General features: G+C 70.8%; 18 protein-coding genes and 1 pseudogene. 14 read left to right on the forward strand and 5 right to left on the reverse strand.

The window, feature by feature from the left end; all coding sequences use genetic code 11:
• Positions 1–126: 126 nt before the first annotated feature.
• Positions 127–1,388: pseudogene (locus tag OG306_RS31045) on the forward strand (MFS transporter).
• On the opposite strand, the gene OG306_RS31050 reads toward OG306_RS31045, so the two are convergent.
• On the reverse strand, positions 1,312–3,771 hold the full coding sequence (locus tag OG306_RS31050; RefSeq protein WP_266749408.1) for a GTPase-associated protein 1-related protein: 2,460 nt from the start codon (positions 3,769–3,771) through the stop codon (positions 1,312–1,314). The pseudogene OG306_RS31045 and the gene OG306_RS31050 overlap by 77 nt on opposite strands.
• A 375-nt stretch (positions 3,772–4,146) precedes the next feature.
• On the opposite strand from OG306_RS31050, the gene OG306_RS31055 reads away from it, so the two are divergent.
• A complete protein-coding gene (locus tag OG306_RS31055; protein WP_266749409.1) occupies positions 4,147–5,031 on the forward strand; it encodes a peptidase S1 in 885 nt (294 codons plus the stop codon).
• An 88-nt stretch (positions 5,032–5,119) separates the two neighbouring features.
• On the opposite strand, the gene OG306_RS31060 is transcribed toward OG306_RS31055, so the two are convergent.
• Together OG306_RS31060 and OG306_RS31065 are read right to left on the reverse strand one after the other, a co-directional pair.
• The gene (locus tag OG306_RS31060; protein ID WP_266749410.1) at positions 5,120–5,305 is read right to left on the reverse strand and encodes a DUF397 domain-containing protein; all 186 of its coding nucleotides are present in this window, start codon (positions 5,303–5,305) and stop codon (positions 5,120–5,122) included.
• Positions 5,302–6,156, reverse strand: coding sequence for a helix-turn-helix domain-containing protein (locus OG306_RS31065; RefSeq protein WP_266749412.1), 855 nt, complete (start codon positions 6,154–6,156; stop codon positions 5,302–5,304). The genes OG306_RS31060 and OG306_RS31065 overlap by 4 nt, the downstream gene beginning before the upstream one ends.
• A gap of 158 nt (positions 6,157–6,314) precedes the next feature.
• Here OG306_RS31065 and OG306_RS31070 point away from each other — a divergent pair, with 158 nt between their 5' ends.
• The 10 genes from OG306_RS31070 to OG306_RS31115 all read left to right on the forward strand — a co-directional run bounded on the left by OG306_RS31070 (position 6,315) and on the right by OG306_RS31115 (position 13,819).
• Positions 6,315–6,779, forward strand: coding sequence for an ATP-binding protein (locus OG306_RS31070; RefSeq protein WP_266749413.1), 465 nt, complete (start codon positions 6,315–6,317; stop codon positions 6,777–6,779).
• A 239-nt stretch (positions 6,780–7,018) separates the two neighbouring features.
• A complete protein-coding gene (locus OG306_RS31075) occupies positions 7,019–7,492 on the forward strand; it encodes a DUF2690 domain-containing protein (RefSeq protein ID WP_266749415.1) in 474 nt (157 codons plus the stop codon).
• A gap of 36 nt (positions 7,493–7,528) precedes the next feature.
• Positions 7,529–7,957: a TIGR03668 family PPOX class F420-dependent oxidoreductase gene (locus OG306_RS31080; RefSeq protein WP_266749416.1), complete on the forward strand. Its 429-nt coding sequence runs from the start codon at positions 7,529–7,531 to the stop codon at positions 7,955–7,957.
• A gap of 135 nt (positions 7,958–8,092) precedes the next feature.
• The gene (locus tag OG306_RS31085; RefSeq protein ID WP_266749417.1) at positions 8,093–8,515 is read left to right on the forward strand and encodes a hypothetical protein; all 423 of its coding nucleotides are present in this window, start codon (positions 8,093–8,095) and stop codon (positions 8,513–8,515) included.
• Positions 8,516–8,810: 295 nt separating this feature from the next.
• The gene (tdh, locus tag OG306_RS31090; RefSeq protein ID WP_266749418.1) at positions 8,811–9,839 is read left to right on the forward strand and encodes an L-threonine 3-dehydrogenase; all 1,029 of its coding nucleotides are present in this window, start codon (positions 8,811–8,813) and stop codon (positions 9,837–9,839) included.
• Positions 9,840–9,889: 50 nt separating this feature from the next.
• Positions 9,890–11,083 (forward strand): glycine C-acetyltransferase, encoded by a 1,194-nt coding sequence (locus OG306_RS31095; RefSeq protein WP_266749419.1) that lies wholly within the window; start codon positions 9,890–9,892, stop codon positions 11,081–11,083.
• Positions 11,084–11,141: 58 nt separating this feature from the next.
• Positions 11,142–12,065: a LysR family transcriptional regulator gene (locus OG306_RS31100; protein WP_266749420.1), complete on the forward strand. Its 924-nt coding sequence runs from the start codon at positions 11,142–11,144 to the stop codon at positions 12,063–12,065.
• A 152-nt stretch (positions 12,066–12,217) separates the two neighbouring features.
• Positions 12,218–12,688, forward strand: coding sequence for a hypothetical protein (locus OG306_RS31105; RefSeq protein ID WP_266749421.1), 471 nt, complete (start codon positions 12,218–12,220; stop codon positions 12,686–12,688).
• 512 nt (positions 12,689–13,200) lie between these two features.
• Positions 13,201–13,332: a hypothetical protein gene (locus tag OG306_RS31110; RefSeq protein ID WP_266749422.1), complete on the forward strand. Its 132-nt coding sequence runs from the start codon at positions 13,201–13,203 to the stop codon at positions 13,330–13,332.
• A 28-nt stretch (positions 13,333–13,360) separates the two neighbouring features.
• Positions 13,361–13,819 (forward strand): hypothetical protein, encoded by a 459-nt coding sequence (locus OG306_RS31115; protein WP_266905069.1) that lies wholly within the window; start codon positions 13,361–13,363, stop codon positions 13,817–13,819.
• Here OG306_RS31115 and OG306_RS31120 read toward each other — a convergent pair.
• Together OG306_RS31120 and OG306_RS31125 are read right to left on the reverse strand one after the other, a co-directional pair.
• The gene (locus OG306_RS31120; protein WP_371665910.1) at positions 13,813–16,515 is read right to left on the reverse strand and encodes an ABC transporter permease; all 2,703 of its coding nucleotides are present in this window, start codon (positions 16,513–16,515) and stop codon (positions 13,813–13,815) included. The two genes, OG306_RS31115 and OG306_RS31120, sit on opposite strands and share 7 nt — an antisense overlap.
• The gene (locus tag OG306_RS31125; RefSeq protein ID WP_266907572.1) at positions 16,512–17,201 is read right to left on the reverse strand and encodes an ABC transporter ATP-binding protein; all 690 of its coding nucleotides are present in this window, start codon (positions 17,199–17,201) and stop codon (positions 16,512–16,514) included. The genes OG306_RS31120 and OG306_RS31125 overlap by 4 nt, the downstream gene beginning before the upstream one ends.
• A gap of 207 nt (positions 17,202–17,408) precedes the next feature.
• On the opposite strand from OG306_RS31125, the gene OG306_RS31130 reads away from it, so the two are divergent.
• On the forward strand, positions 17,409–18,638 hold the full coding sequence (locus OG306_RS31130; protein ID WP_371665911.1) for a sensor histidine kinase: 1,230 nt from the start codon (positions 17,409–17,411) through the stop codon (positions 18,636–18,638).
• On the forward strand, positions 18,626–19,285 hold the full coding sequence (locus OG306_RS31135) for a LuxR C-terminal-related transcriptional regulator (protein WP_266749428.1): 660 nt from the start codon (positions 18,626–18,628) through the stop codon (positions 19,283–19,285). Before OG306_RS31130 ends, OG306_RS31135 begins: the two co-directional genes overlap by 13 nt.
• Positions 19,286–19,297: the final 12 nt, after the last annotated feature.

Raw genomic sequence — 19,297 nt, forward strand, 5'->3', positions numbered from 1 at the left:
GAGATCGACATGGCACATCGATATGTCACACGGTACCGGTCACTCCCGCGCAAAATCACATGCCTGCCGGTGCGCACTCTGCCAGGCTGACGAGCTGCTTCGACGGGCGAGGGCAGGAAAAGGCGTATGAGCACCGCACCACCGGCTCTGTGGCACAGGTTGGCGGTGCTCGTGGCCCTGATGCTGTCCGCCTTCACCTTCAACACCGCGGAGAACCTGCCGATCGGCCTCCTGGAACTCATCTCCGAGGGCCTGCGGGTGTCCGTACCGGCGGTCGGCTACCTGGTCACCGGTTACGGCGTGACGGTCGCCGTGGCGTCCCTGCCGCTGGCCCATCTCACGCGGGCCGTACCCCGGCGCCATGTGCTCACGGGACTGCTGGCCGTGCTGATCGTGTCCAGTCTGGCTGCGGCACTGTCCACCTCCTACTCGCTGCTGCTCGCGGCGCGGCTGCTGACCGCGCTCGCCCAGGCGCTGTTCTGGGCCGTGATGGGGCCTGTCGCGGTGGGTCTGTTCCTGCCCGAGGCCCGTGGGCGGGTGATCGGGGCACTGTCCGTCGCCGGTTCGCTCGCCCTCGTGCTCGGTGTTCCCGCCGGAACTGGCTGGGCCGGCGGAGCGACTGGCCGGTGCCACTCGCGGCGCTGGCCGGCCTGGGAATCATCTCCCTCGTGACGATCGCCGTCCTGCTGCCGACCTCGCGTCCGGAAGAAGGACACTCCGCCTACGGAACCGAACCCGACACCCGCCGGTTCGGGACCGTCCTGGCGGCCGGGGCACTGTCCGCCACCGGGGCGTTCGCGGGATACACCTACCTCGTGAAGTTCCTGGGCGACGTGAGCGGGTTCTCCCGGAGCGCGGTCAGCGCCCTGTTCATGGTCTTCGGTCTCGCGTGTCTGGCCGGGGTGAGCATCACCGGGGCGGTACTGGACCGCTTCCCGCAGGCCACGCTGACCACCGCCGTGGCCACGCAGGCGGTGGGCCTGCTCGGCCTGTACGCGGCCGGCGCCGACCCGGTGGCGGCGGTGGTGTTCCTGATGCTGATGGGCGCCGCGCTCGGGCCGGTGTTCATGGCCACTCAGAACGAGATGCTGCGCTGCGCACCGGGCCGCACGGACATCGCCCTCGCGGCCAACTCCGCTGCCTACAACGCCGGTATCGCGGCGGGTGCCGCGCTCGGGGGACTGGTCCTGCCGCTCACCGGTGTGCGGGGCACCTTCCTCATGGGCGGACTGCTGACCGTCGTGGCCCGCGCGGTGCTGCTCGGCGGAACACGAAACGGGACGGGACCCGCGACAAGGAGGCCGGCCCCGGTCAGGGCCGCCGGACGCGTCGGGCCAGCCGCTTGCCGAGTCGGCCGAGAGTACCGCCGGAGCGGTTCCACGCCCTGAACGCCTCGGCGCGCTGCCTGCTGCCGGCCCGCTCCACGGCCTCCTCCACCGCGGTGATCGCGGCGGACGACAAGGCACTCACCGCCGGACGCAGCACCTCCTCCAGCAAGGAGCCGGTGGTCCGCGTCCACGCGCGGCCCGCGTGCGGGTGGACGGTCCAGACGGTGAAGCAGTCGGCCGCATAGGCCGGTTCGGCCCGCAGCCGGGCGAGGACGGCCTCATGGCGGGCCGCCCTGCCGTAGGCCGCGATCAGGTCCGCGTCGTCGCTGTGGACGAACGCGTACAGCTCCGCCTCGGGGCGGTCCGGGGCGAGCAGTTGCCGGGCCAGGGCGCCGAACGCCTGGTCGCGTACGCCCGGCTCCACCGGTTCTGCCCCGGCGTACAGCTTCCGGGCCCGTGCCGCCCAGCCGGGCTCCGCCGTCCCCGACCGCAGCTCCCGCGCGAACTCCAGGAGCAGCAGGGCGCCGCGCGCCCGCGCGTCGATCTCCTGCGGGAAGCCGCGCAGCAGGTCATGGGCGAGTTCGGGAGCCTCCTCGTCGTCCGCGCGGGCGCCGAGCGCCGCCGCGACGAGAGCGGACCACGTACCGGCCGTACGGTGCGCGTCGGAGGTGGTCCCGCCCAGCAGCAGTCGGGCCTCGCCCGGCGTGAGCAGATCCTCGCCCCACACCAGACCCACCCCGGTCCGCAGTACCAGCGGCTCGGTGAAAGGCGACATGCCACCGGCGCGGAGCACCGCGTGCAGCGCCTTCACCCGGTCCCCGGCACCCGCCCCGGCGTCCGGCGCCGCCGCGCACATCCGCAGATGCGGCAGCGCCTGCGCTCCGGTGAACGGCAGGGCGACCCCGGCCAGCAGCCGCTTCGTCCCCGCCGGATCGTGCGGGGCGATCCGGTCCAGCTCGCCCAGCAACGCCGTACGGACATCGAACTGTTCGTCCAGGAGGTCGAGCAGTACCGGTGCGCAGCCGGCCGCCCCTTCGTCCAGCAGTGACCGGGCCATCCGGCGTACGACGTCGGGAATCAGGTCCGCGCAGTCCACGTCCAGCAGCCGCGCGATCCGCAGCAGCTGCACGGTGCGCGCCACACCCCGGCCGGGCGCGTCCGACGACGCCGACGCGGACGCGTTGGCCGCACCGGTGGCGAGTTCGGTACGCAGGTCGTCGCCCAGAGCCGCGACGAGCGCGGCGGCGGCCCGCTCCCCGGCCGGCCCGGCGAAGGACGAGCGCGCGGGCGGTTCGAGTGCGACATCATCGCCATGCACCGCCTCCGTCACCAGCAGAGCCGCGAGCGACGCGGTCGTGGCGGCCGGTGACCGGCCGTCGAGAGCCGTCAACAACCGTGACACACAGGCGAGTTCATTAATCGTACGGTCGATGCCGGGAGCGGTCAGCGCATCGGTCAGCCGCCGTGTCCGCTCCTCGTCCAGCGCGTACGGCCGCTCGGCGGCCCAGGCGGCTGCCGCGGCCCGCCCGTCGGGGCCGAGCTCGACGCCCGTGCACAGGGCCGTCACGGCGAGCGGTCCCGCGGCGAAGGGCTCGCCGGGCAGCTCCGCCGCCATCCGGAACAGTTCCGGAGACCGGTGCCGCCAGATCCGGGCGCAGGTCTCGGCCCAGGCATCGGCCACCGGCCCCTCCGGGCGCGGACCGGTGCAGTCGTGCACCCGCAGCCCGCTGTCGGGGCCGGCCGTTGCGGGCGCGTCGTCCGGCAGCACCCCGACGACCTGGTGCGGGGACTGCGCCGGGCGGCGGGTGTACGTCGTGAAGGTCAGCCGTTGCGCGGTCTCCGGCGGGAGCACGGCAGCGGCCAGGGCGATCCAGCGGGCCACATCGGCGCTCTGCCGTTCCACGAGCACCACGCGCGCCGACGACGGTTCCTCGCTCACCCTGCGCAGATCGGCGAAGACCGCCGCCAGCCAGGGGCTCCGGGAGACCGCGAAGTCGTTGAGCGCCTGCGGCCCGAAGGCGGCGGAGGCGGGCAGGTGGGTCATGCGGCCGGGCACCACGCCGTCCGGTGGGCTGGACGCCCAGTTCGGCGACCGCCAGGCCGTGACCGGCAGCGCGTCGCCCGGCAGTCGGGTACCGGCCGGAAGATGCACCGCGTGCGCGTGGAAACGGCCCGCGCCGGGGCCGCCGAGCGCCACCGTACGGCTCAGCAGATGGCTGCCGTCGGACAGTGCGCTGAAGCTCAACGCCTCGGGAAACGACCGGAGTTCATCAACGGTCGGGTGATAAGGGGCGGCAGCCGGCGGCTCGTAGCCCAGGAGCTGCTCGGCCTCGGCCAGCACCGGCGTGGGTATGCCCGCGCCGACCGCGGTGAACCGCGCACCGCCCCCGTCCCTGTCGTCCCCCGCAGAGGCAGAGGTGTAATGCAACTGCGCGAGGCTCATGCGTAGGCCCTCTTCGTCCTTGCCGCGAACGCCCCCGTAACGTCAGCACGCTCGCTCCGACGGCCACCCGTCGAGGGCAGGCCGTCCGGGCGCAGCGACGACCCCGGCGGGGAGCGGTCCGCAATCGCGGGAGCGACGCTATCAAGGGCGTCGCCCCCGCACGCACCCTGCCGGAAGGTCACGCGGGCGACCCCGGCCGAGGCGTTCACCCCAACGGGACGGCCCGTGGCAAAAGTCCGTTCGGTGCTTCTTCATCACTCCAATGGCCTACGCACCCCCGGCCTTCCCGGTCGTTGGTCGTCTTCGGATTGATGAATCCCCCGTGGGCGCCGCAATCCGGGCCCAAGGGTAGTTCTGCGTTCAGGAGTTACTCGGATGAACCTCAAGACTCTCTCCGCGGCCGCCGCCGTTCTGGCCCTGGCCGGTCTCGCCGGAGCATCCACGGCCGGCGCGGTGCCCGGCACGGTCTCCGGCAACGGCGGCAACCGCATCGGCACGCTGCGTGCCAACGGTGACGCGTACGTGAAGGGGGGCGGCCTCAGCGCCACCTGGGTCAAGGAAACCGGCAACGTCAAGCAGGTCGTGTTGTCCGGCAAGCGCATCGGCGTGCTCACGGTTTACGGCACCGCGTGGGTGAAGGAGGGCGGCCTCGGCGCGAGGTGGGTCCGTGAGTCCGACGACGTCAAGCAGATCGCACTCTCCGGCAACCGCATCGGCGTCCTGAAGGACAACGGGGACGCGTACGTCAAGGAGGGCGGCCTCGGCGCGAGGTGGGTCAAGGAGCACGACAAGGTCAAGAAACTCGAACTGTCGGGCAACCGTATCGGCATCGTGACGGGTGACGGAGCCGCGTGGGTGAAGGAGGGCGGCCTCGGCGCGAGGTGGGTCAAGGAATCCGGCAACGTCATCGGCCTCGACCTGGCGGGCAACCGCATCGGTGTCCTCACCAGTGACGGCACCGCCTGGGTGAAGGAGGGCGGCCTCGGCGCGAGGTGGGTGCGGGAGCACGACGACGTCATCCAGCTCGAACTGTCCGGCAACCGCATCGGCGTCCTGACGGACAGGGGCGACGCGTATGTGAAGGAGGGCGGCCTCGGCGCAAGGTGGGCCCACGAGTACACCCACGCCATCCAGATCGCCCTGTCGGGCAAGCGCATCGGTGTCCTCAAGGGCGACGGCGCCGCACGGGTCAAGGGGGGCGGCCTGAGCGCGACGTGGGTCCTGGAGGCCAACAACGTCACCGAGCTGGCGCTGTCCTGACGCCTGACACGTAACGTGTGATACCCGCCGTGCCGCGCACCGGAGTTGATCCGGTGCGCGGCACGGCACCGTGTTCGTCCGTGCCCGGTCAGCCGCTCACGGCGTAGTCGACGAAGCCGGCCCAGGCGGCGGGGGAGAGGGCGAGGTGCGGACCTTGCTCGACCTTGGAGTCCCGGACGTGGACGGTGGTGGGGCAGGTGGCGACCTCTACGCAGTCATCGCCGGAACCGCCGCTGTAGCTGCTCTTGAACCAGGCCAGGTCTGTGGTGTTCATACCGCTCCTCGCATCCGCTGCAGCAGGCCCACGGAGTATTCGAGTGAGTGAGCCTGTGAACGCATCCTGGCATACCGCATCTGGAGTGTGCTGACCACTGCCGGGTCGGCGTGAAAGTGGCCGCTTTCCTGGCCCTCGCCATAGCCGAACCACCGGTGGTCAGGGGTCTCCAGCAGGCGCATTGGACCGTCGAGCCCGGCGTGACTCTCCCGAATCTGCGGCATGATCTGAACTTCGATATTCCGGAGCTGCACCAGTCGGAGAATGTGGTCGATGAGGTTCCGCGTGACTTCCGCGCCGCCCGTCCGCCGCAGGAACAGGTGCTCTTCCAGGATGAAGCTGTACGCGGTGTTCGGCCGCTCCGTGAGCAGCTTCTGCCGGTCGAGTCGAGCCGTGAGCTGTGCCTCGATCTGATCGTCACCAAGCGGCGGAAGCTGGTTCACGAACAACGCCCGCGCGTACGCCTCCGGCTGCAACAACCCGGGAATCAACCGGCATTCGTACGTGTACAGGTTCAGCGCCTCCGCCTCCAGCTGCGCCCACTGCCGGAACCAACTGGCGAGCCCCGACTTTCGCGACAAGTGCTTGGCCGCGGCCTTGATGACCCCGAACGCGTCCAGGACGTCCTCCGCGCGGTCGACGAACGCAGGCGGCGGAAACCGCCGCCCCTGCTCGATCGAGGCGACCGTCGGCACCGAGTACCGGACCTTCGGCGCGAACTGCTCCTGTGTCAGCAGCGCTCGCTTCCGGAAGACCTTGACGACCTCCCCGAACGCCTTCAGGCTGTCGGAGGGCTCCGGCTCCCGGTTCGCGCCCGTCGCTCCACCCGTTCCGCCGACGCCGTCCGTCATGTCCGGCCACCTCCCGTGCCTTGTGTCTGCCCCGGTCCGCAACTCGCCCATGGTCACGGACCGTTACGCGTACTGTCCACCCTCCGCACCCGTACGCTGACTCAGCGTACGAGTTGCTGAGCTGGTCCGATGGGTGTTCCGGCCATCACGGTGGGCGCATGGAAGCACTCACCACCCCCCAACCGCCGTTCACCGTACGTGTGTTCGCGCAACGCTTCAGCTCGACGCCGCGCGGGGCGAGGCTCGCCCGTCATCTGGCACTGCACGTGCTGCACGACTGGGGCATCCCGTACCGCAGTGACGCATCGGAGGCGGCGGCGTTGATCGTCGCCGAGCTGGCCGCGAACGCGGCAACGCACGGCCGGGTGCCGGGTCGCGACTTCGAGGTGCGGCTGACCCACGCGCCGGGCGATACGGACGCGCTCGGCGTCCTGCGGATCGAGGTCGGCGATACGCGGGGCGAGGCCCGCCCGCCGGGGCCGGGGGAACTGGTGGCGCCGCCGCCCGGTTCCGGCAGCGGGAACGGGCTGATCATTGTCGAGGCCCTGGCCGACCGGTGGGCGGTGCTGGACCGCGTGCCGCTCGGCAAGACGGTCCGCGCCGAGCTGGACCTGCTGTACTGATCAGGGTGACCGCCTCCATCAGCCCGTTCTGCTTGTCGCAACCTGCGTCTTCCGGGACCGTTCGATCTGGACCTGGACACGGGCGAGTTGTGAGTGCGGGGGTGGGTGCGGCCCGGTAGTGCGTCGCAGTCCGACTTTCCATCCGTCCGAAGGACGGCGTGGCCGATCGGGTGGCGGTTGCCCCGTGCGCACCGTACAAATCTCCTGACCCATTCCATAATTCGTCAGGAGAACGACAAATGGTACGCGCGCACATCACGACTGCGGTGGCCACGATGGCGGCGGTGGGGGCTCTGGTGGTGCCGTCGGTGCAGGCCGACGCGGCGCCACAGCCCAGGACCGACGTAGGGGCCCATGCGCAGTCGGTGGCCTCCGGCGGGTGCAAGGGGTCGTCCTGCACGGGGAAGAACCCGCACTCCACGAAGTGTGACCAGGGAGCGAAGACCCTCGACCGGGTCAAGTCGGCCGGTGGCGGTCCCGAGGTCCAGTTGCGGATGTCGGCCAAGTGCAGTGCAGCCTGGGCGTACGTCCCCAAGGGCTTCGACGGGTTCCGCTTCCGGCTCCAGGTCAACAAGGGTGTGACGTACGTGGAGTCCGCGTCATTCAACCGTGTCATGTATACCCCCATGGTGTGGTCCAGCTACCGGTACCGGGCGTGCGTCGAGCACTTCGACGGTGCCGGCGGAGACTGGGCGTGCACCAAGTGGCACTGACGCTCGTGCGCCGCCGAAACTGCTGGAAAGGGTGCGATGCCCGCCCTGACGAGTGCTGAGGCACGGGCGAGATTCGCCGCGGCGCGCATCGCCCACCTTGCGACGGCCGACGCGGAGGGCCGCCCGCACCTGGTTCCGGTGGTGTTCGCCCTGGACGGTGACACGGTGCTGCTGGCCGTGGACGACAAACCGAAGCGGACGGCACGGCTGAAACGCCTGGCCAACATCGCCGCCAACCCGTCGGTCTGCCTGCTCATCGACCACTACGAGGAGGAGTGGGACCGCCTGTGGTGGGCCCGGGCCGATGGTGAAGCGTGCGTGCTCCCGCCGCCGGACCGGTCCCCCGAGGCGGCCCGCGGCATCGGCCTGCTCACGGCGAAATACGAGCAGTACGCCGGCCGGCCACCCGGCGGACCGGTGGTCAGAGTTTCCGTTCTGCGCTGGAGCGGCTGGCGCGCGGCGTGAGCTTTCCGGCGGCTGCCCCGACCCGTGATGTGCCGTGCCGTGTTCGCTCGGGCTTCGCCGTGCCGTTTGCCAACCAGTCGTAAAGTGCGGCCCGTTGGTGGTGGCGGCGACGGATGGGGTGAGGACGGTTGCCAGATGCTCGGCGCCCAGCCGATGAACCAGATCGACCGGGCCGCCGAGCCCATGCGCGACCTGTTCACCGAGAATCCCGACTTCACCCCGTACACCAGCCTGCCCAACCGGATCCCGCTGGACTACGGACTCAAGAAGCCGGCCTCGGCAGCTGCCGCGAAGGCGGCCGACAACGGTGCGCAGCGCCCGCAGGTGCCCGCGCATCTGCGGGAGGTCGCCGCCCGGTGGGAGGCCTGGAGCACGATCCAGGCGAGGACCACCGGCGGCTCCCGCCCCGTCGAGGACCAGGTGAAGCCGGCCCAGCTGAACCGGATCACCAGGTACGCGTCCACCGAATGGACCAGGCCGTACCCGGGCGGCAGCCGCGTCCTCGCACCCAACGAGGTGCCGGGCCGCGACAACCCGCCGCAGGAGCTCGGCGACTGATCACGGCACGTTCGCGGGGGCCGGCCGCCCGTTTTCCCTGTTCGGGGGGTGGTCGGCCGCCGGGCCGTGCGGTGCGGGGCATGAAGCGGAGCTGCGGGCACGCTTAAGAAATCCTCGATGGACCTGTGGCGCGGGGTGCGGCAGATTTCTCCGTGACGGCAGAGGATGGAGCGCGGCAGCCGATCGACGCGCGCTGCCATGCCGTCCCTCTCATTCTTCCCCGGGCCGCAGGCTTCCCCCGATGCTGCCCCCGGCCCGGGGTACTCAACGCCGTACAGCGCAGGGAGCCGCAGCCGTGAAGGCACTCGTGAAGCAGAAGGCCGAGCCGGGACTCTGGCTGATGGACGTGCCCGAGCCGGAGATCGGCCCCTCGGACGTACTGATCAAGGTGCTCCGCACCGGCATCTGCGGCACCGACCTGCACATCCGGAACTACGACGGCTGGGCCCAGCAGGCCGTACGCACCCCGCTCATCCTCGGACACGAGTTCGTCGGCGAGGTCGCGGAGACCGGCGCCGATGTCGTCGACATCAACGTCGGCGACCTGGTCAGCGGCGAGGGCCACCTGGTCTGCGGCAAGTGCCGCAACTGTCTGGCCGGGCGCCGTCACCTGTGCCGCTCCACGCTCGGGCTCGGCGTCGGCCGGGACGGGGCGTTCGCCGAGTACGTCGCCCTGCCCGCGTCCAACGTGTGGGTGCACCGGGCCCCCGTCGACCTCGACGTCGCCGCGATCTTCGACCCGTTCGGCAACGCCGTGCACACCGCGCTGTCGTTCCCGCTGGTCGGCGAGGACGTCCTGATCACCGGCGCCGGACCGATCGGCATCATGGCCGCGGCGGTCGCCCGGCACGCCGGCGCCCGCAACGTCGTCATCACCGACGTCAGCGAGGCCCGGCTGGAACTGGCCCGGAAGATCGGCGTCAGCCTCGCTCTCAACGTCAGCGAGGAGACCATCTTCGACGGACAGAAGCGCCTCGGCCTGCGCGAGGGCTTCGACATCGGCCTGGAGATGTCCGGACGGCCCGAGGCGATGCGCCACATGATCGAGAACATGACGCACGGCGGCCGGATCGCCATGCTCGGGCTCCCGTCCGAGGAGTTCCCCGTCGACTGGTCCCGCATCGTCACCTCGATGATCACCATCAAGGGCATCTACGGCCGCGAGATGTACGAGACCTGGTACGCCATGTCCGTACTGCTGGAGGGCGGCCTCGATCTCGCCCCCGTGATCACCGGCCGGTACGGCTACCGCGACTTCGAGGCGGCCTTCGACGACGCGGCGAGCGGCCGCGGCGGCAAGGTCATCCTCGACTGGACCTCCTGACCGACGCCTCCGTAGACGACGCCACCGTAGACAGCTGGGAGACACCCCTCATGTTCGACTCCGTACGCGACGACATGCGTACCACCCTCGACGAGATCCGGGCCGCCGGACTGCACAAGCCCGAGCGCGTGATCGGCACCCCGCAGTCCGCGACCGTCGCCGTCACCGCGGGCGGACGCCCCGGCGAGGTGCTCAACTTCTGTGCCAACAACTACCTGGGCCTCGCCGACCACCCCGAGGTGATCGCCGCCGCCCACGAGGCGCTCGACCGCTGGGGCTACGGCATGGCCTCGGTCCGCTTCATCTGCGGCACCCAGGAGGTCCACAAGGAGCTGGAGCAGCGGCTCTCCACGTTCCTCGGCCAGGAGGACACGATCCTCTACTCCTCCTGCTTCGACGCCAACGGAGGCGTCTTCGAAACCGTCCTCGGCCCGGACGACGCGGTCATCTCCGACGCCCTCAACCACGCCTCCATCATCGACGGCATCCGCCTCTCCAAGGCCAAGCGCTTCCGCTACGCCAACCGCGACATGGCCGACCTGGAGACGCAGCTCAAGGAGGCGTCCGGGGCCCGGCGCCGGCTCGTCGTCACCGACGGCGTCTTCTCCATGGACGGATACGTCGCCCCGCTGCGCGAGATCTGCGACCTGGCCGAGCGCTACGACGCGATGGTCATGGTCGACGACTCGCACGCCGTCGGCTTCGTCGGTCCCGGCGGCCGCGGCACGCCCGAGCTGCACGACGTGATGGACCGCGTCGACATCATCACCGGCACCCTCGGCAAGGCGCTCGGCGGCGCGTCCGGCGGCTACGTCGCGGCCCGCGCCGAGATCGTCGCGCTGCTGCGCCAGCGCTCCCGCCCGTACCTCTTCTCCAACACCCTCGCCCCGGTCATCGCGGCGGCCTCGCTCAAGGTCCTGGACCTGCTGGAGGCGGCCGGCGACCTGCGCGAGCGGCTCAATGCCAACACCACGCTCTTCCGTAGCCGGATGACCGAGGAAGGCTTCGACATCCTGCCCGGCGACCACGCCATCGCCCCCGTCATGATCGGGGACGCGGCGAAGGCAGGCCGGATGGCGGAGCTGCTCCTGGAGCGTGGTGTGTACGTGATCGGGTTCTCGTACCCGGTCGTCCCGCAGGGCGCGGCCCGCATCCGCGTCCAGCTCTCCGCCGCGCACTCCACGGCGGACGTGAACCGGGTCGTGGACGCGTTCGTCGACGCGCGGGCCGCGCTGGGGCAGTAGCGCCCGGCTCTGCCACCCGGGCGCCGGGGTTGCCTCCGTGACCTGGGACAATGGGCACATGATCGATGCACGGCGGCTGCGCATTCTTCGTGCGGTGGCGGACCACCGTACGGTGACTGCCGCAGCCGCCGCGCTGTATCTCACGCCCTCCGCGGTCTCCCAGCAGCTCGCCGCGCTGGAGCAGGAGACGGGACACCGGCTGGTCGAACGCAACGCACGCGGCGCCCGGCTCACGGCCGCCGGCGAGATCCTGCTCACCCACGCCAATGCCGTCCTGGCTCAGCTGGAACGGGCCGAGGCGGAGCTCGCCGCGTACGGCGCGGGGGACGCCGGTACGGTCACGGTCGCCGCGTTCGCCACCGGCATCGGCCTGGTCCTCGCCCCCGCGATCGCCGAGCTGACCCTCACCGCGCCCGGCATCCGGGTCCGCGTCCAGGACGCCGAGGGCGACGCGAGTGTGCCGATGGTGCTGGACCGGCAGGTCGATGTCGCGGTCGCCGTGGAGTACCGGGGCGCGCCGGGCGAGGACGACCGGCGGCTGACCCGGGTGCCGCTGTACTCGGAGCCGTTCGACGCGGTGCTGCCGGTCGGGCATCGGCTGGCCGGCCAGGAACAGGTGGCGATCGCCGACCTGGAGAAGGACCCGTGGATCGGCCCGTACCCCGGCAACCCCTGCCATGACGTGGTGGTCCTGGCCTGCGAGTTCGCCGGGTTCCAGCCGAGGCTGGAGCACTCCTCGGACGACTTCCGCGCGGTGGTCGCGCTGGCCGGTGCGGGCGCCGGGGTGGCGCTGGTGCCGCGGTCCGCGCTGCGCGGAATGGACCTCACGGAAGTGGTGGTCCGGCCGGTGGAGGGCAGCGCGCCGACCCGCCGGGTCTTCGCCGCGGTGCGGCACGGCGCGGAGGGGCATCCGCTGATCGCGCCGGTGCTCGACGCGCTGGCGGGGGCGGCGGGCGGTGTGGCGGGTCGAAGTCACGTCTGACGGGCAGGGGGACGGCATGAGAAGCATGTGCTTCATCTCCGTCAGGACCACGCCTCGCTCGGCCTTCACCATGAGCCCGGGTTCGAACCCGTGGTGACCGGTGCCCGGTGGAGCTGGCGGAATAACCAGCTCACGTTTGAAGGGTTCCTGTAATGGTCGGATTGGATGGCATTGGTATGCAGTATCGCAGCGAGGACTTCGAGGTTGACGGGGCACTTCGCGACGTGTGCATCCTGGACGCCTCGATCAATGACTGGCAGAACCTCCTTGAGGGGCTGGTCTTTGCGGATTGGTCCGTCCAGTTCACTTGGACTCTTTCCGAATCGAGCGATGGGGTGATTCCTGATGCCCGCAGCCTGTTTGACCGACTGGAGAGCGAGCCGGAGGAATCGGCAAGCTTGGCTGTGCAGGTAGGCGGTATTTGGTTCACCTGTTATTTCTTCGATATCGATGAGATCGAATTCACGTTTGACCCCGCCGACGTCGAGGGTCCCACGTCTTTCGCTCACCTGGAAGCGTTTGTTCGACGGCTCGGAGATGCGACTCGCAGGAATGTTGTGGTGACGATGGAGGGGACTGATCATCGTGCTATGCCTGCGTTGATCGAATATTCTCCGATGTAATTTCTTCGCACGGGAGACTCAGGGATGGATCGAGCCCTTTCCGGTCTCGCGTTGACCCGGCATTTGAGCCCCGTGTCGGTGAGGGCGCCGACGATTCCGTGCTGCCGGGCGGCGGTGAGATCGCGGGCGATCCGGGCAGGGTGGGCGAGGCTCACGAGAGGCGCCCGTACGAATTGCACCGGAAGGTTGTAATTGAAATTTGTGAAAGCGGACCGGGATTCAGGGGTGCACGGGTTCGACTTGGACCCGAGTGCCTATCTCGCCGAGCTGCCGAAGATACGGGATGCGTTGCCGGCCGGTGCCTGGGCCCTTGCCTCCGACGCGGAGCACTACAGCATGCGCAGTAGCCGTTGCGTAAAGGACCTCGAACTGGCGGACATCTCCGTGCCGACGGACAAGTGCGGGGTCCTGGCCATCGAGTTTTCCGCCAATCAGTGGCATGAATCCGGTCTTCGGATTCGGTACTCCGGGTCTCGCGCTTCTCGATCGACTACGAGCATTCAATTGATTGGATGCCGGCCGATACGGTGCTGCTCGACGAAATTCTTCCTCGACAAGATGGCTGTCTCCATGAAATTGCGCTGACAGGCGCGTCGATCATCGTTCATTGTCAGGAACTCGAAGCCGTATGGGGTGACGCGTAGTGAGAACTGCCGTAATGAGGGATTCCTGATGGATCCACTGAAAGATCCGCTGATCAGGGCGTGGGCGGGAGCCTCGGGTGGCGACGCCGATTACCTGGACTTCCTTTCCCGGTCCGCAGGGCAGGCTGAATGGATCGCTCTTTCACGTGTCTTCCTTCCGCAGTTCGTCGAGGTGGAGGGATGTGTCCTCTGGGACCGCTCGTACGACCCCATCAACTTTCGCCTATGGCGCAGCAAATTGAATGGTGACATCGCCTCCATCGAAGCAAACCTGAATCAATTCAGGCTATGGCTGTATATTGATATCGACGATGACGCCGAATCCCAGGCCAACGCCCTCGCTCTGGCTCAAGATATCGCCGGTGCTTGGCGTCTGTCCCTCAAGCAAGCATTTCCGCAAAAGATATTTGACGTTCAGGCAACTGGCACGGTGGATGGCCCAGTCGTGAGCTTCACCACCGGGGTCGGCTGCACGAAGGCTCACTGACGGTCGACCGCATTCTGGAACCGGCCGCCCCGCGCCCCCGGCAGCAGCGTGCCCGCCGCCGCGGCCGCCGTCACGGTCAGTGTGAGTACTCCGTACTGGGCCGGCGGAAGGTACGGCAGCGAGCCCGTAGTGGTAAGGGCGAACGCGAGGAGGGGGATCGCCGCGACCAGCGTGCCGATCGTCAGGCCTGCCACCGTCACCAGACCCGTCTCCAGGACCCGCATCCGCAGCAGCTGGCCGCGCCCCGCGCCGACCAGCCGCAGCAGGCGGAATTCCGGGCGGCGGCCGACCGTGATCAGGGCCAGGGTGCTGACCACAGCGAGCAGCGCGAAGCCGCCGATCACTCCGACGCCGATGATGATCAGGGCGTCGTCCTGGTCCGAGGACGACGGGCTGATGCGGACGTCGTCGGCCGTCGCGGCACGGACCCGCACCCCTTCGTACGGCGCAAGCGCACGCCGCACGGCCGACGCGGCGTCGCCGTCCGTCGAGCGGACCAGGATCTGCTGGTCGCGCGGTGCCGAGACGTGCGCGGCCAGCGTCTCGCGGGGCAGCATGAACTCGCCCAGCCCCAGGGACCGTTCGTAGAGGGCCACCACCCGCAGCCGGACCTGCGTACCGTCCCCGAGGCGCAGCCGCACCGTGTCGCCGACACCGGCGCCGAGGTCGTCGGCCCGGTCCTTGCCGACCGCGACCGTGCCCCGGCCGGTGAGGTCGGCCGGATCGCCCGCCGTCACCCGGGGATCGAGGGTGCCGGACAGCTGGTCCGCCGTGACGCCCAGCACCGGAAAGCTGTCCAGCGCGGGGTCGCCGGCCTCCCGGTGGGAGAGGACGACGGTCGAGCGCAGCAGGCCCGTCGCGGCGGACACCCCGGGGGCCCGGCGGACGGCCTCGGCCGCGTCCGAAGGGATGCCGGCGGCGGGGCCGGTCACCACCAGGTCCGCCCGCAGGGCGTCCGCGGCCTGCCGGCCGGCGGCCCGTTCCAGCGTGGTGCCCGCCGCCAGTTGCACGCAGACGAACGCGACGACCAGCACGATCGGGGTGATCGCCGCACCGAGCCGCCGATGGTGCGCGGTGGCGGACCTGGCGGCCAGGAAGCCGGAGACCCCGCCCAAACGCCGTACCGGCGTACCGAGTACCCGCACCGCCACCCGGGCGATCCACGGGCCGAGCAGCGCCACCGCGATGATCAGCGAGGTCGCCGCACCCGAGGCGGCCACCGCGGCGGCCTGTCCGCCCTGCGCCGTAGCCGCGCCCGCCGAACCGGCACCCGCCACGGCCAGCACCACTCCAAAGACCGTACGCACCCGCCCCGGCTCGTCCGACTCCGGCGCCCGTGCCGCGCTCAGGGCGGCGGCGGGCCGCAGCCGGGTGATGGACCTGGCGGCGAGCATCGACACCGGACGCGCCGCGAGCGCGACGAGCACCGCGGCCGTGGCCCCCGCGGCGAACGGCAGCCACACCGGCACGGGCAGCGGCAGCGGGTCCGTGGTCAGCAGCGACCGCATCAGCAGACCCAGCGGTACGCCACCGATTCCGCCCAGCACCGCCGCGACGCCGGTCACCCGGCTCACCTCACGTCCGACGGCCGACCTGAGCTGCCGGGGCGTCGCCCCGACCGCGCGCAGCAACGCCAGTTCGCCGGAGCGCTGGTGGACGGCCTGGGACAGGGTGGTCGCGATCACCAGGAGCGCCACCATGAGGACGGTCCCGGTGATGGAGGCGAGCAGGGGCAGCAGATCGCCGCGGGCGCCGAGCGCGCCGACGTACTCGGCCTGCCCGCGCTCCGAGCCGGTGAGGACCCGGATCCCGCGGTCGCCGTGCGCGCGGTCGGGCAGCGCCGCTGCCAGTGACGCCCGCAGCGTGCCGGCCGGGACGCCCTTCTCGGCGACGATGCCGATGGCGTCGACCGTGCCGGGGTGTCCGGCCAGGGCCGTCAGCCGCTGCTCGGTGAAGAAGACGGCGGGGGCGGCGCCCCGGTGCGCGGTGTCGGCGACGCCGCTCACGGTGTACACGCGGGGTGCCCCGTCGAACTGCAATGTCACATGGCTGCCGGGCTTGCTTCCGGCCGCTGCCGCCAGCGCGCGGTCGATGACCACCTCGGAGGACGTCCTCGGCGCGTGTCCGTCCGTCAGCCGGTACGGAGTGAGCACGGCGGACTCCCAGGACCGTCCGACAGCCGAAGCCGCGCCCGCCCCGCCGGGTGCGCCGGGCCCGGTGCTCCCGCCGCTCACGGTCACCGGCACCGAGTCGTCCGCGACCGCCTTCGCGACCCCGTCGGCGGCGGCCGCCTTCCGCACCACCGAGCGGTCGAGGCGGACCCGTTCGGACAGATACGTCGTGGCGGTCTTCGGCTCACTGCCCCACGGCTTCGCCGTGTACGTCACCTTCTGATCGGCCGCCACCACCGCGTCGGCCCCCGCATAGCGCTCCACCGGCGGCTGCGCCGGCAGCAGCGAACCCAGGACGAAGGCGAACGCGCCGATCAGCGCGGCGGCGGCCGTCGTCGCCACGAACACCGCCGCCCACGCCCGGCGATGGGTCTTCAGCGAACGCCGGGCGAGGAACGCCGACGCCCGCCGCACCCCCTGCCGCACATCGGTGCGCGACCTACGCGTGCCCGTACCTGTACCCGTGCCTGTACCCGTGCGTGTGCCCGCAGCCGTACTCGTGGATGTACCCGTACGCTCGCTCATCGCAGTCGGCCGCCGTCCATCGTCAGCACGGCGTCCGCCCAGCTCGCCGCCACCGGATCATGGGTGACCATGACGACCGTACGGCCGTCGATCCGTACCGCGTCCCGCAGCAGACCGAGCACCAGCGTCGCCGACTCCGGGTCCAGGGACGCCGTCGGCTCGTCCGCGAAGATCACATCGGGCTCGGTCACCAGCGCCCGCGCCACCGCGACCCGCTGCTGCTGGCCGCCCGAGAGCGTCGCGGGGTCCTGCGCGCCGCGTCCCGCCAGGCCGACCCGGGCCAGCAGGTCCCGGCCGCGGGCCAGCACCCGCTCGGCCGCCGGATCGGCGCCCGCCAGTACCAGCGGCAGCACGACGTTCTCCTCGATGTTCAGCGAAGGCACCAGATTCAGGGCGTGCGACTGGAAGACGAAACCGATGCGGTCCCGGCGCAGCCGGGTCAGCGCGGCCTCGGACAGCGCGCCGAGATCCGTGCCCCCGACCCGTACCGTCCCCGATGTCGGACGGTCCAGGCCCGCCGCGCACTGCAGGAACGTGCTCTTCCCCGATCCCGAGGGGCCCACCACCGCGGTGAAGCTTCCGGCCTGGACCGCGCAGCTCACCGCGTCGAGCGCGACCGTCTCCCGGTCGCCGCGGCGCCCGTAACGTCGGCTCACCGACTCCAGACTCAGTGCGGTCGCCCGCATCGCCGTGATCGTGTCCACCGTCGACTCCACCCGTTCCCTGTCCAGCTTCATGCTCGGCCTCGTCCCTTCTGACCTGGGTAAACGCTATGAGCGAGGGGGTGGCCGGACGAGAGTGCGCGCTCCCGGACCGGGGGTGTAGCCGGCTCCACCAGGACCCGGGGGAGGTCTCCACTCCGGCGGCGGGTGAACCCCCGTAACGTGATGCGCATGAGCATCACTCCCGCCCCGCTGACGGTCGCCATCCGGCGTTCGTGGGACGCCTCGCGCTATCTGTTCGTCGGCGTCGGGATGGGGCTGATCGCGTATCTGGGCACCTTCCTGGTGGTGGCGGTCCTGATGTTCGCCGTCGTGGTCGTCGGGCTGCCCGCACTGCCCGAGGCCGCCAAAGTGCTGCGCCGCTTCGCGGAGTTCGAGCGGCGCAGGGCGGCCGCGCGGCTCGGCGTCCCGTTCACGCCGACGCCGTATCCGCCGCTGGACGGTGGTGAACTCTCCGAGCGGGTACGGCGCGTCCTCACCGATCCGACGGTCTGGCGCGACGCGCTCTGGCTGCCGCTCCAGGCGCTCATGGGCAACGTCCTCGGCTACTTCGCGATGGTGCTGTGGCCGGTCGGCCTCCTCGTCGACGGGGTCGTCCTGCCCGTCGTGCACCTGCTGGACAGACGCAGCACCGACGAGTACGGGACGCCGCAGCCCGTGCGACAAGGACTCATGCTGCGGTGGCATCCCGTCCTCGCCGATCTGTCGGCGAGCTGGACCCGTTCCCTGCTCACCGTCTCGCCGTCCACCGCGCTCGCCGAGCGGATCGCCCAGCTGACCGAGAGCCGGGCCGGAGCGGTCGAGGCGCACGGCGCCGAACTGCGGCGGATCGAACGGGATCTGCACGACGGCGCCCAGGCCAGGATCGTCGCGCTGTCCATGCGGATCGGCCTCGCCAAACAGCTCCTGGACCGTGACCCGGCCGCCGCGCGCATCCGCCTCGACGAGGCGCAGGACGGTGCGGAGGCGGCCCTCGCGGAACTGCGGCACGTGGTGCGCGGCATCCATCCGCCCGTCCTGACGGACCGCGGGCTGGCCGGAGCGGTACGGGCGTTGGCCGCCGATGTCAGCGTGCCCGTCGCCGCGGAGCTCGACGGCGTGGAGGACGGGCGCCGGCTGCCGGCCGCGATCGAGGCCGCCGCCTACTTCGTGATCGCCGAGGCCCTCACCAACATCAGCAAACACAGCGGCGCGACTGCCGCGAGGATAGGCATCGACCGCGGCCCCGGCATCCTGCGGGTGGTCATCGGCGACAATGGGCACGGCGGTGCGGACGAACGCGCCGGGAGCGGACTGGTCGGAATCAGGCGGCGGATCGCCGCCCTCGACGGCACCACCCGCATGAGCAGCCCCACCGGGGGGCCGACGGAAATCGAAGTGGAGCTGCCGTGCGGATCGTGATCGCCGAGGACAACGCTTTGCTGAGGGAGGGGCTCATCCTGCTCCTCACCGGCTCGGGCCACGAGGTGGTGGCCGACGCGGCGGCCGGTCCCGAGGTGCTCCCCGCGCTGCTCGAACACCGCCCGGACGCCGCCGTGCTCGACGTACGGCTCCCGCCCACCTTCCGCGACGAGGGGCTGCGCGCCGCACTCGCCGCCCGCGCGGAGATGCCCGACCTGCCGATCCTGGTCCTCTCGCAGTACGTCGAGGAGACGTACGCCGCTGAGCTGCTCGCCCGGGGCGCCGAGGGCATCGGCTACCTGCTGAAGGACCGGGTGGGCCGGGTCGAGCAGTTCCTCCAGGCGCTTGAGCGGGTGGCGGCCGGCGGCACGGCGCTCGACCCCGAGGTCGTGACCCAGCTGCTGACCCGCAAGTCGTCGGCCGAACCCCTGCGGAGCCTCACTCCGCGCGAGCGGGAAGTCCTGGAGCAGATGGCACAGGGCAAGGCGAACGCCACCATCGCCGCCGAACTGGTGGTGACGGAACGGGCCGTGAGCAAGCACATCGGCTCGATCTTCGCCAAGCTCGGCCTCGAACCGGACGACGGCACCGTCCACCGCCGGGTCCTCGCCGTGCTGGCGTACCTGGAGGGCAACGGGACGCGCTGAGCGCTCGTCGGC

The sequence above is a fragment of the Streptomyces sp. NBC_01241 genome, from assembly GCF_041435435.1.
Classification (GTDB): Bacteria; Actinomycetota; Actinomycetes; order Streptomycetales; family Streptomycetaceae; genus Streptomyces.

Excerpts from the sequence above, each read along its gene's own strand:
- OG306_RS31050 (WP_266749408.1), bottom strand. The coding sequence starts at position 3,771 with ATGAGCCTCGCGCAGTTGCATTACACCTCTGCCTCTGCGGGGGACGAC.
- OG306_RS31055 (WP_266749409.1), top strand. The coding sequence starts at position 4,147 with ATGAACCTCAAGACTCTCTCCGCGGCCGCCGCCGTTCTGGCCCTGGCC.
- OG306_RS31060 (WP_266749410.1), bottom strand. The coding sequence starts at position 5,305 with ATGAACACCACAGACCTGGCCTGGTTCAAGAGCAGCTACAGCGGCGGT.
- OG306_RS31065 (WP_266749412.1), bottom strand. The coding sequence starts at position 6,156 with ATGACGGACGGCGTCGGCGGAACGGGTGGAGCGACGGGCGCGAACCGG.
- OG306_RS31070 (WP_266749413.1), top strand. The coding sequence starts at position 6,315 with ATGGAAGCACTCACCACCCCCCAACCGCCGTTCACCGTACGTGTGTTC.
- OG306_RS31075 (WP_266749415.1), top strand. The coding sequence starts at position 7,019 with ATGGTACGCGCGCACATCACGACTGCGGTGGCCACGATGGCGGCGGTG.
- OG306_RS31080 (WP_266749416.1), top strand. The coding sequence starts at position 7,529 with ATGCCCGCCCTGACGAGTGCTGAGGCACGGGCGAGATTCGCCGCGGCG.
- OG306_RS31085 (WP_266749417.1), top strand. The coding sequence starts at position 8,093 with ATGCTCGGCGCCCAGCCGATGAACCAGATCGACCGGGCCGCCGAGCCC.
- OG306_RS31095 (WP_266749419.1), top strand. The coding sequence starts at position 9,890 with ATGTTCGACTCCGTACGCGACGACATGCGTACCACCCTCGACGAGATC.
- OG306_RS31100 (WP_266749420.1), top strand. The coding sequence starts at position 11,142 with ATGATCGATGCACGGCGGCTGCGCATTCTTCGTGCGGTGGCGGACCAC.
- OG306_RS31105 (WP_266749421.1), top strand. The coding sequence starts at position 12,218 with ATGGTCGGATTGGATGGCATTGGTATGCAGTATCGCAGCGAGGACTTC.
- OG306_RS31110 (WP_266749422.1), top strand. The coding sequence starts at position 13,201 with ATGCCGGCCGATACGGTGCTGCTCGACGAAATTCTTCCTCGACAAGAT.
- OG306_RS31115 (WP_266905069.1), top strand. The coding sequence starts at position 13,361 with ATGGATCCACTGAAAGATCCGCTGATCAGGGCGTGGGCGGGAGCCTCG.
- OG306_RS31120 (WP_371665910.1), bottom strand. The coding sequence starts at position 16,515 with ATGAGCGAGCGTACGGGTACATCCACGAGTACGGCTGCGGGCACACGC.
- OG306_RS31125 (WP_266907572.1), bottom strand. The coding sequence starts at position 17,201 with ATGCGGGCGACCGCACTGAGTCTGGAGTCGGTGAGCCGACGTTACGGG.
- OG306_RS31130 (WP_371665911.1), top strand. The coding sequence starts at position 17,409 with ATGAGCATCACTCCCGCCCCGCTGACGGTCGCCATCCGGCGTTCGTGG.